The following is a 12,209-nucleotide window of genomic DNA, read 5'->3' as shown; positions in this document are numbered from 1 at the left end:
AAAAGCAAATACAAACTTAAGCAAAAAACTGTTAAATAGCATTTGCTACGTCTTTATAAAATCCTGCAAGTGTTTTACTTGCAAGGTTTTATCCTAAGAATAGTACAACAAATTTATTTGGCCGATTTGTTCAGCTTACAGACCAATTTTTGTTTCTGATACAATGTAGTCAACTACTTTTTCAAGGCTTTGAGTTTCTTCAAAGACTTTCAACTGGCGGTCGGCACCGCTACCCATTTTCAGTATCTGATGAATATATTCTACTTCTTTTCGGCTGCCCAGTTCATCAAGTACGTCATCAACAAACTCCATTAGTTCTTCAGCAAGATGCGAATAGGGCACTTCTGTTTCCTTGCCGAAATCAATCAGGTTACCTTGAATGCCATATCTGGCGGCTCGCCATTTATTTTCGCTGATTAGCATTCGGTGGTATGTACGGAAGCTCAGATTTTGTTTATGCAACTTATGAATCTTTGCAATGATGGCTTGCATCAATGCCGCTAAGCAGATAGTTTCATCAACACGCATCGGAATATCACAGATTCTGAATTCAACTGTTGGGTAAAAAGGATGTAGGCGGATATCCCACCATATTTTTTTGCCGTTATCAATACAGTTGGTTTTTATCAGCAGATTTACGTAGTTGTCGTATTCAGCCACGCTCGAGAAATAGTCAGGAATACCTGTTCTCGGAAATTTATCGAATACTTTTGAACGATACGATTTAAAACCTGTATTACGCCCACACCAGAATGGCGAATTGGTCGACAACGCATAAATATGGGGCAGAAAATAACGGGCAGTGTTCAGAATCTGCATACCCTCTTCACGGTTAGGAATGCCCACGTGTACGTGTAAACCAAAAATCAGGTTCGAGCGTGCCACGTCGCGCATATCATCAATTAGTTTTTCGTATCTTTCGTTTGGCGTAATGAGTTGCCTTTGCCAGTCAGAAAAAGGGTGCGTGCCAGCAGCAGCAATATGAAGATTCTGCTTGGCGGCTAAATCAAACAGCATACGACGCAAATACGTAACTTCTTCACGGGCTTGTTGTATATTTTCACATACGCTTGAAATCATCTCCACAACGGCCTGGTGCATTTCTTGTTTGATTCGTTCCTGCAAAATTACCTGACCACCTTCAACTATTTTAGACATGTGTGAACGAAGCTCCCTTGTTACGGGGTCGATAGTCTGAAACTCTTCTTCAATACCTAATGTAAATTGTGACATAATTTTCTTAGTTCAGGGTGTTAAAGTGGGAGACGATAAGTATTGCAACCGATAAAGGGCATATTTATCGGTTGCAAAGGCGTGTTATTTTTTCTTGGCAGGAGTAACTTTTTTAGCAGGTTCTGCTTTTGGTGTTGCAGTTGCTTTTTTAGGTGCTTCAGCTTTCGGTGCAACTTCGGCTTTTTTCGGGCTTACCTTTTTCTCGGCGGCTGGTTCCTGTGTGCCAGTTATCAAAAAGTTTTCGCCTTCACCTAAAACCGATGCTTTTGTGAAAGTACCCCATGTACAATTGTTTTTACCATCTTTTTGCTCAATTGCTCTTTCAATGGCCATTTTGGCAGCATTAGCCACAATCCATTCAAAGTTTCCTTGTCCTACCGAGTTCACATCGGCATCAGGGGCCGGATTACAGAAGTCGATAGCATACGGAATACCATCACGCACAGCAAACTCAACAGTATTGAAGTCGTAGCCTAGTGCTTTATTCAGGCGAAGCACGTAGTCTGTAATGGTAGCCATTAGTTTTTTATGCTCTTCGCCTTGAGTTTTAGGCTGCGTGGCATAGCGTAAATGGTGCGGATTACGAGGCTCATAAGGCATAATATGAACATATTTGCCATTTAGGCAGTAACAACGGTAATAATCTGTAAACTGGATTTCTTCCTGTAAAAGCATTACCAATTGGCCGGTTTCTTCGTGTTTTTGCCAAAGGTCGTTCGAGTCATATACCTTGTAGACGCTTTTCCAGCCACCACCAGCATGAGGTTTCATATAGGCCGGAAAACCAATCTGACCAAACATATATTCCCAATCCATCGGGAATTTCAGGTTTCTGAATGATTTCTCTGTGGTATCTGTTGGTCTTTCTTTCGACGGAAGTAATACCGTTTTAGGTACCGGAACCCCTAATTTAACAGCAAGACAGTTGTTAAAAAACTTTTCGTCGGCACTCCACCAGAAAGGGTTATTAATAACGGCTGTTCCACAAAGAGCGGCATTTTTAAGGTAAGCTCTGTAAAAGGGCACATCCTGAGAAATTCTGTCGATAATAACGGCGTAATCAGTAGCTACGCCTTGTTCTACTTTATCAATCGAAACAGGCTCGGCAATAATACCAGCAGGAGCCGTTTTATTTACCTCGTCAATAAATGCCCATGGAAAAGTATCTTCCATTCCGAAAAGAATTCCTATTTTTTTCATAAATGAGTCTAAATTAAATTGTTTGTTTTATTGTTGTTGATAGAGGTTTGTCGAAAATACAATATCTTCAACTTAACTATTAAAATTAAAATTGGTTCTTAATATTATAATTGTCCGTCAAGCATTTTTCCTACATATTCTGGAAACATCATGCGCCAGAGTGGCCAATCGTGCGAAGCCCATTTTTTCTCATCGTACCAGTGGTTAATACCTCTCTCGGCCAGAATCCTCGACATATTCACGTTGTCATCCTTACAAATATCCCAGTCTGAAGTACCCAATACAATTTTCATGTGGTTGTATTTCCATCCGTCCTGATTTTTCATATAATCAACCGGATTATTGAAATAAACATTATCGTCAAAATAGCCTTTCATGAAATTTTTAATATCAAAGGCTCCACTCATACTAAAGCAGTAGTCAACTACATCAGGATATTTAAAAGCAAAGTTAGTGCAATGGTAACCCCCGAAGCTACAACCAGCTACCCCAATTCTGTGTACGCTGCATTCACGTTGTATGGCAGGTACTAATTCTTCTCTGATGAAACGGGTATATAAATTGTAATTGAAAATCTTGACATTCGGAGACATCCCCTGTGCATAAAAACTTTGGAAATCTATGCTGTCGACATTATAGAGTTTTATTTTGCCATCATTAACCAGATTCGCAACAGAGTTGTTCAGCCCGAAGTCTCTGTTTTGCAGGTAATTACCCATAGAGGTCGGAAACATCAGAATTGGGTACCCCCAATGGCCACTAATTAGTAAATCTATGTCTCTGCCCAGAAAATGAGAAAAGAACTTGATGTGTTTTTCATTCATACAGCTTATAGTACTTTAAGGTATTTTTTGATAGCAGTTTATTGAATTTGTAAAAGATTTTTCTGCAAAAATCGCGGAATATTTCTTGGTGTGGAAATTTTTTACCAAATAAAGTTTTGCAAATAAATCTTTTTGAAAAAATGTTCTTTGGTTAAATTTTGTAAAATAACTTACTTGTAAAATAAAATATTGTTTTGTTGTGTTTTGGTGTTTTGGTGTAATGAATTTGTATTTTTGTCGAAATAAAACAATTAATTGAAATATTAGTCGATTTTAATCAATCAAACAAATGATTTTTAAAAATTTTATTGTACTGATACGGCTAATGCTCTTTTTATTGTTGTTTTTACCAACCAAAATTTATTCGCAAGTGCATTCAGTTAACGTTCAGAAAAACTTCATCATTCATTCAACATACCTGAATCGGGACGTCGCTTATGACATCATTCTTCCCCCTGATTTTAGTATTCATGCAAAAAACAATAAAGTCCTGTTCATGAACGACGGCCAGGACCTCGAAGCATTATCAATGCCGGTTATACTTCAAAAACTATACGATACCCATGCAATAAAACCTTTTGTGCTTGTAGCAGTTCATACCAATGAAAGGCGTATTCAGGAGTATGGAACAGCTTCAACACCCGACTATAAAAATCGTGGTAGTCTGGCAGATAAATACACAGGTTTTGTACTGAAAGAATTATTGCCTTGTATTCAGAGTAATTACGGAACCTCTCTGGCAAAAGAGGATAATTTCTTTTGCGGGTTTTCGCTAGGCGGCTTATCAGCCATTGATATAGTATGGGCAAATCCTGACATATTTTCAAAAGTAGGTGTATTCAGTGGGTCTTTCTGGTGGCGAAAAAAAGCTTATGAAGAAGGTTATGACGATGAAAAAGACCGCATTATGCACACTATTGTGAAAGAAGGCAAATACCATGAGGGGCAGAAGTTCTGGTTTGAATGTGGTACTAACGACGAAAAGGACGACCGTAACAATAACGGAATTATAGATTCTATTGAAGATACACTCGATTTAATTACTGAACTCGAAAACCATGGCTACCAGAAAGAAGTTGATATAATTTATTACGAAGTACTTGGAGGCGAGCATAACCCAAAAACATGGAGCGAAGCCATGCCTGTATTTTTAAAATGGCTTGTAGGTAACTAGCAAGCCGCTGGTATTATATAAACCCACATTCGAGACTTTTATGCAAAAACTACTAAGTACCTGTTTTTTATTGTTTTTATATATACAACTATATGCAGGCGGCATAAAGGGAAAAATTACTGATATAAAAGGGGAGAAACTGCCTTTTACTTCGGTAATTATTAAGGGGCAGCATACTGGCACAATGGCCAATGCAGAAGGCGAGTATCTCATGAACCTAAAAGCAGGAACTTATGAAGTGAGTTTTCATTTTTTGGGTTATAAACCAACTACAAAACGAGTTATTGTTGACAAGGATTTTATTGAACTGAACATCAAACTAGAAGAGCAGACAGTTGCCTTAAAAGAAGTGAGTATCAGTTCAAAAGAAGAAGACCCTGCTTATACAATTATGCGAAAGGCCATTGCTAAAAGCAAAATCCACCAAAAACAGGTGGTAAGTTTTGATGCAAAAGCCTATGTGAAAAATTCAATTGTGTTGAATAAAATACCGTTGGTGCTTAGAAAAGACTTGCTGAAACAGAATATTAAGGAAAATATCCCTTTTCTGTCGGAGTCTGTAATGGAAATTAACTACCAGCAGCCTAATAATAAACTTATCAAGATTCTGGGGCAGAAAAGTACATTTGACCAGATTTCCATCGCAGATGGCTTCTACCTGTTCGATTTTTACGCTCCGGGTACTAACCAGATTTCACCATTATCGCCTATCGCCTTTAAATATTATAAATTTGAATATGAAGGTTTTTTTGAAGACAGGGGGCTTATTGTTAACAAAATCAGGATTATACCTAAATCGTATGGCGACGGGGTTTGGCAGGGCAGCATTTATATTATAGACGACTACTGGAATATTCATAGCATAAACGTTGAAACACTTGATAATGGCTTGAGCCTTAAATTAAGCCAATACTACGGCCCAATCGAAAAGGTTTGGGTACCTATTAATCAGAATCTTGATTTTTCTGGAAAACTTTTTGGTTTCGACTTTGAGATAAAAGCCCTTGTCAATGCCGACTATCATACAATAACAACAAATCCGGCATTTGTAGAAGAAATAAAACTCGTGGATGAAACCAAAGAAGGGAAGTTTCAGGATGAACTTTCAAAAAAAGCATTAAAAAACTCGAAAACCGAGCAATTACTGAAAGACCAAAAGGAGTTTTCTGTAAAAAATATGCAGAAAATAATGAAAGAGTATGAGCGAGAAGAAAAAGAAAGACGCAAAGCCAAAGGAGAAGACATTGCAGTTATCAGTAACGATGTAGTAATGATTGACCCCGAAGCCAAAAAACGTGATTCAACTTATTGGAACAATGTTCGGAATATTCCGCTAACCACAGAAGAAAAAAAGAGTTATGACTTTGGTGATAGCATTAAAGTTGCTTTGGTTGTAAAACGCGATAGCTTGGTGAAAGACTCACTAAAAAAAGCATGGCGGTATTTTCTGCTCAACTATGATTTCAAATTAAAGAATAATAATTACCTGCATTTCGAACCACCCTATATGCCTTTTGTAGGTTTAAATTATAACTCTGTCGAAGGGATTGTTTCTGATTTAGGATTAGGTTATAAAAACTATACGCTTTTCAACGCTAACCAGAGGTTTAGGTACAATTTTTTCGGAAACATTCGATACGCTTTTCAGGAAAAGGCTTTACGGGGGCGTATTGGTATAGAGTTAGAGAGAGGTACTTCAAAACTAACTATGGGTGTAGGAAAATATATTGCCCAGTTCGACCCCAATAGCTTTATATTTGAGTGGATGAATACTGCCACTACATTGTTTAATGAACAGAATTTTCTGAAAATATACGACAAAAAATATTTCAATATTGGCTATACTTTTGAGAAGGATGCCCGTTTTTTGTTAACTACAAATATTGAATTGGCTGAACGTTCGCCACTCGAAAACCTCAATAAAATATATGTAATTAAAGATTTTCCAAGAAATGCTTTTTCTCCGAACAACCCTCCGGTAATTGAGCTGGGCAATACCAGTTTTACGCAACATAAAGCCCTTATATGGCAAAGCCAGATAAGGTGGAGCCCGTCAACAAAAGTAATGATACGTAACGGTAAAAAAAGATATTTAACCGGAAACTCACCCGCAATTATGCTCAGCTACAAGAAAGGTATGATGGATGTAGATTTTGATTACCTTAGCCTGAGTGTGAAACAAAATATCAGGATGAGTTATTTAGGAAAACTCGACTATATGTTTGAAGTAGGCGATTTCCTGAACGATAAACGCATATATCTGATGGATATGAAGCACATTAACAATAACTACCTGAATGCATTACAAACAGGTCTTTTTGCTCGTTATCGTTTATTAGATACCCGTACGCCCATTGCAGGAGAAGAAAATGTTTCTTACACGAACCTATACAAATTCAGTACAAAAGGGTTATATTTACAAGCACACGTAATTAATGAGTTTAAAAAGTTGTTATTTTCACAACTAACTCTGGTAAGAATGTATGGCTTAAAAGAGGATATTTTTGTTAATTACCTGAATTCGCCGGTACTAAAAAATTATGTTGAAATAGGGTATGGTATTGATGGTATTTTAAAAGCAGCCCGTATTGAGGTAGTGAGTAGTTTTGAGCAGGGTAAATACCAACGTTGGGGACTTAAATTGGGTGTTACCATGTAAAATAAATTATATAATGAAATTTCTGATTTTAACTTTTCTGTGCTTGATGTCATTTATAAGTCCTCCTGATTTTCTTTCAAAACAACTACAATCGCCAAGAGTAGCGAAAGCAAATCAAGAAAAAGGAAAAAAAGTAGATAAACTGCTGACCTCGAAAAAAATTGACAAAACCCATTTTAACCTTTTTCTGAGAGCGTTCAAAAAAGAGGAAAAACTTGAAGTGTGGGCGAAAAATCTGGATGCGTCAAATTATACCTTAATTAAAACCTATGATTTTTGTACATCATCAGGGAAATTAGGGCCTAAACGTCGCTCCGGTGACTTGCAAATTCCTGAAGGTTTTTACAAGGTAACAACCTTTAATCCGCTAAGTACCTATCATTTATCGTTCAAGATAAACTATCCTAATAAGTCCGATTTACATTTTGCCGATAAGAAAAACCCGGGCAATGATATTTATATTCATGGCGAATGTGTTACTATTGGCTGTATTCCGCTGGGCAATCCAAATATTGAAGAATTGTATTTGCTTGCTATCAGGGCTCATAATACAGGAGGTTCAATAAATGTGCATATTTTTCCGGCTTCTTTAGAAGAAAAATCATATCAGAATTTAAAAGAATCCTTTAAGAACGAACCAGACCTTTTAAAATTCTGGGCAAACCTCAAGCCCGTTTATAACTATTTCGAAAATAAGAAGACTTTACCTGAAATAGGAGTAGATAGCAAAGGGTTTTATACAGTCAAATAAGCCAATAAGGCTTTCAAAATCTATATAAATTCACTAAATACATATTAAAGTAGTGCTTTTCTTACGAACAATACTATTAATCTGTTTGTGTTTTTCATTTCAAATTAGCTGGGCGCAGGTGAACTTTACAAAATTCCCACTTAATAACCAGATTTTGCAACGAGATGAAAGAGATGAAGCCACCATTACCGTACAGGCTAATGTTGAGACATTTGTAAGAGGTAAAATTACGCTCAGAATATGGCAGGAGCAAAGCCTGTTCTGGTCTCAGGATGTAATATTGGAAGGACAAACACATGTGAGTTTTTCTCCAAAAATTAAAGCTGGCGAACATAATTACTATGTAAAGGCATATTTGAATGATAACGAAATCAAAAAAGCTGATAGAGTAGTTGCGGGTGACGTTTATTTGTTCTACGGGCAGTCCAATGCTTTAGGGTACAGTGGTATCAATGAATATGTTCCGCTCAGAAATGTATTTTTGAGGTATTACGTCATGTACCATTATGAAAACAAAGACGGTGAATGGCTGGTGCCTTCTGAATCAATTCAGTGGCCTGGAACTGGCCTTTTTCCACTTGAGTTGGAACGAATGCTATATCAGGAACATCGCTACCCAATAGGAGTTGTAGTGGGTGCAGTTGGCGGAGCCGACATAGCTACCCTCAGTAACCGAAATCCGGCCAATCCTACTGATATACATACCGAATATGGCAAACTGCTAACCATGACCAGCACTAGTGGTTTGAGAGACCAAATAAAATACCTTGTTTTCAGGCATGGAGAAAGCGACGCTACCTTTCAGGGCTTTTCTGAGGCATACCCGCAACAGTTTACAAAACTATTCAACTATATTAAAACCGATTTTCCTGCTTTAAAAAAGGTCTATAATTTTCAGGCAAATTTACTGACGGACTATAATCCGAAGGCGGGTTTTTTAAGAGAGTTTCAGCGAAATGTCAGAAATAATTCGCCTTTAATTACCAATCTCAGTACTGTTGGAACACAAGGCTATGATGGTTTGCATTATAATACAGCGGGGTATCGGCAAACTGCCACCGAATTAGCCAGAGTAATCAGTAAAGAAATTTATGGGGTAGGTACATCGCCTGAAATTTATTCGCCTAATTTAAAAGAAGCCTACTGGGAGCAGAACAAACTTGTACTAGCCTTCGATGATAATATGAAGATGGTGTATCCTAAAGATACAGTTGTACACGATTATCTGTGGCGAATGAAAGATTATATCTACATCAACGGCAAAGCCGGAAGTGTTGACTCAGGCTATGCAGTCGGAAACAAAATATATTTAATTACCAATACCAGAGGTACAAAAGTTTCGTATCTACCTCCTTTTTATAATTCATTTTCTCATTTTGCTTTTTATAATGGTACCCATATTACCAATAGTCTGGGTATGAGGGCCTTTAGCTTTGATAACGTAACTACTAAAAATAACACCATCGAAGTTGATTCTAAAATTGGCCCTGTGGCATTGCGTATTGATACAAACAAAATATGTGTAGGGGCTGAGGTTTCTGTATTTTTTACCAATACTCAAACGGCAACTAGTAACGATTTCCAAGTGCAGTTATCTGACGCCAAAGGTAATTTTGCTTCTGGGCCTATTATTGGAGAGGGAGACGCTTCGCCCATTAATATCAGGCTACCCGATGACATACCAGCAGGGGCAGGTTATAAAATAAGGCTTATTCAGGAAAACAAAACAAATGCTCTTACAACCAATGCGTTTGAGATACAAATAAGACCCACTGCTGTTATATCAACAACCACACCCCGAATTAGCGTTGAAGAGGATGCAGCTATCCACCTTGAATTTGAAGGCTTACCTCCAATCGATTTTATTCTTTCGGATTCATCCAAACATCGGGCTTCAGGAAATAAAATTGATTTACTAGTAAAACCAGAAGATTCGTTTGCTTATACGGTACTAGAAGTAAAAAATGCCTGTGGCATAGGGAAAACCGATGGAACTGCCAACATTGAAGTATTGAAAGGTTTGCTTGCCCATGAGCCCGAGGTCGACACTGCCATATTAGTATACCCCAATCCAGCAACTGAATATGTATATATCAGGAATGCAACAAAATTACCTTTTGAAATAAAACTTTTTGATACCAAAGGAAAGTTAGTTGAACAAAAATATTTTCAGGAGTCTGGAAATTTCTCTACACATCATTTAAGCAAAGGAATATATTTCTACCGTATTAAAAGTGGTAAACTAACCAAATCAGGAAAAATATTAATACAATAGCTTTAATAGTAGTATGAAACGTTAAGTTAACAGCCATATACAAAGTTTGGCACGTTTTTTTCTTATTTCTAAATAAGGTTTATTATTTCTAAATAAGGCTTTTATTAAACTAATGTTGCTAGTGCGTAAGATTACAGTTTTTAATACAATCCCTCGCTTTTTAACTGCATTTCTACCAATATTTTTTGTTTGGTATGCTGCTTCGGCACAAATAGCTTATCAGAAATTTCCGCAGAATAACCAGATTTTTCAGCGGAACGACCAGAATGAAGCCGAAGTTTCAGTAAAAGGATTCCTGAACGAAAATGGTCATTCTTCTATCACTTTAAAAATATTTCAGGACGACAACCTCGTTTACGAAAATACGCTTTCAGTAGCAGGAACGATGCCGTTTGAATTTTCGCCCACTATTAGGGCCGGTAAATACAATTATGCAGTTAAACTATACCTCGACGGAAATGAGGTAAAGTCAGCTTCAAAAGTGGCTGTTGGTGATGTTTTCCTGATTTACGGGCAGTCGAATGCACTTGGTTATGGCGGTATAAACGAATATCGTCCCGCGCGTGACCCTTTCCTGAGGTATTATGTAATGTACGATTTTAATAATGGTAATGGCGAATGGCTAGTGCCTTTTGAAACCTCACAATGGCCCGGTACAGGTTTAATAGCGTTAGAATTGCAACGGATGCTAAGCGAAAAATACAATTATCCGATAGGTGTAATAGTAGGAGCAGTAGGAGGGGCAGCTATTAGAGGTCTTAATGACAGAGACGCACAGAATCCTGCAAACCCGGGTACTAATTACGGCAAGCTAATTACACAAACTAATGCCACAGGCTTGAGAGAACAAATCAAGTACCTGATTTTCAGGCATGGTGAAAGTGACGGGTTTTATTTTGGTGATTCAGAAGCCTACCCTGAACAATTTACCAAACTATATAATTATCTTATTGCAGATTTACCCAATTTACGGCGTTTCTACAACACACAAGCAAATATACTTACAGAAGCCAATCAGAAAGCTGGTTTTTTAAGAGATTTTCAACGGCGGTCAAAATACCTGTATCCTAAAATAAGTACCCTTAGTACCGTAGGTACAAGTGGTTATGATGGTTTGCACTACAACTTTGGCGGATATCAGCAAACCTCTCTTGAGTTGTCGAGAATCATAGGCAGAGAGGTTTACGGAAATTATGAATCTCCAGAAGTTTATTCGCCCGACATTCAGAAAATATTCTGGGAGGGTAATCGCCTTGTATTGGAGTTTGAACAGGGAATGCAAATGACATATCCTCAGGACTTAACGGTTAATGGCGTAGTCAGGAGTATGAAAGATTATATTTATATTGATGGCCGTAACGACGTAGTACAATCAGGGGAAGGAGTAGGCAACAAAATATATTTAACACTGGCTAATATCAGCAACCCAAAATTTGTTTCTTACCTGCCATCGTGGTTTGCCGATAACAGTAGCCCGTTTTATAATGGCGTTCATCTGAAAAACAGCTATGGTATGAGGGCTTTCAGTTTCGACAATGTAGAAATTGGCGGGCAAGCTCCACAAATACCCACAACCCCTGTTATAAATAATCCTGAGCCTAAACCAGATAACCCCGTTGTTTCAGCCAATATCGATTTAACAATAACCGTAACCGATGAAATGATGGTTAAACTTACTTGGAATGGAAACCCTCAAACCAAGTACCGTATTCAGAAAGGGACCGGAACATCAGCCAGTATGTTTGAAGTAGGAACCATCTATGGAGATAATTACTACGATACTCAGGTTGAGCAAAATGCACATTATTTTTATAAGGTTATAGCAGATACCCCACAAGCAGAACAATCAACAATTAAAGATGTTTGGCTGAAATGTCTGGATAGCGTTATGGTAAAAACCTTGACAGCCCTAAATTATATAGGAGCTAATACTTCAATTACAGCAATGGTTGCTTTAAATAGCGCAAAACAACTAACTTTGGAGGCTAATAAATTTATCGACCTGACTCCCGGCTTCGATGCAGTGCATGGAAGTTACTTTTCAGCTCAGATAGGTGGCTGCAAGAACGATTAGTTGTTAATCATTATCCAAA

The 12,209-nt window shown here is 37.6% G+C and carries 8 protein-coding genes; 5 read left to right on the top strand and 3 right to left on the bottom strand.

Annotation, left to right across the window (positions count from 1 at the left end):
- Positions 1–135 precede the first annotated feature (135 nt).
- The 3 genes from WAA15_RS02365 to WAA15_RS02355 form a co-directional block, all read right to left on the bottom strand.
- Positions 136–1,233 carry a carboxylate-amine ligase gene (locus WAA15_RS02365; RefSeq protein WP_337040787.1) on the bottom strand — a complete coding sequence of 366 codons (1,098 nt, stop codon included), beginning with the start codon at positions 1,231–1,233 and terminating at the stop codon, positions 136–138.
- An 84-nt stretch (positions 1,234–1,317) separates the two neighbouring features.
- Positions 1,318–2,433: an ATP-grasp domain-containing protein gene (locus WAA15_RS02360; protein WP_337040786.1), complete on the bottom strand. Its 1,116-nt coding sequence runs from the start codon at positions 2,431–2,433 to the stop codon at positions 1,318–1,320.
- Between the two features lie 104 nt (positions 2,434–2,537).
- Positions 2,538–3,257: an alpha/beta hydrolase-fold protein gene (locus WAA15_RS02355; RefSeq protein ID WP_337040785.1), complete on the bottom strand. Its 720-nt coding sequence runs from the start codon at positions 3,255–3,257 to the stop codon at positions 2,538–2,540.
- A 289-nt stretch (positions 3,258–3,546) separates the two neighbouring features.
- Between WAA15_RS02355 and WAA15_RS02350 the strand changes: the two genes are divergently transcribed.
- The 5 genes from WAA15_RS02350 (at position 3,547) to WAA15_RS02330 (ending at position 12,190) form a co-directional block, all read left to right on the top strand.
- Positions 3,547–4,431, top strand: coding sequence for an alpha/beta hydrolase (locus WAA15_RS02350; protein ID WP_337040784.1), 885 nt, complete (start codon positions 3,547–3,549; stop codon positions 4,429–4,431).
- A 40-nt stretch (positions 4,432–4,471) separates the two neighbouring features.
- On the top strand, positions 4,472–7,090 hold the full coding sequence (locus tag WAA15_RS02345) for a DUF5686 and carboxypeptidase regulatory-like domain-containing protein (protein ID WP_337040783.1): 2,619 nt from the start codon (positions 4,472–4,474) through the stop codon (positions 7,088–7,090).
- A 13-nt stretch (positions 7,091–7,103) separates the two neighbouring features.
- On the top strand, positions 7,104–7,841 hold the full coding sequence (locus tag WAA15_RS02340) for a L,D-transpeptidase family protein (RefSeq protein ID WP_337040782.1): 738 nt from the start codon (positions 7,104–7,106) through the stop codon (positions 7,839–7,841).
- 118 nt (positions 7,842–7,959) lie between these two features.
- Entirely contained in the window at positions 7,960–10,116 is a 2,157-nt protein-coding gene (locus tag WAA15_RS02335; RefSeq protein ID WP_337040780.1) for a T9SS type A sorting domain-containing protein, read from the top strand.
- 121 nt (positions 10,117–10,237) lie between these two features.
- Positions 10,238–12,190 (top strand): sialate O-acetylesterase, encoded by a 1,953-nt coding sequence (locus WAA15_RS02330; protein ID WP_337040778.1) that lies wholly within the window; start codon positions 10,238–10,240, stop codon positions 12,188–12,190.
- The last annotated feature ends 19 nt before the right edge of the window (positions 12,191–12,209 follow it).

The organism is Emticicia sp. 17c, from assembly GCF_037153985.1.
In the GTDB taxonomy this organism is placed as follows: domain Bacteria; phylum Bacteroidota; class Bacteroidia; order Cytophagales; family Spirosomataceae; genus Emticicia.
The sequence above is the reverse complement of the archived record's forward strand: the minus strand, read 5'-3'. Positions and strand labels throughout refer to the sequence as shown.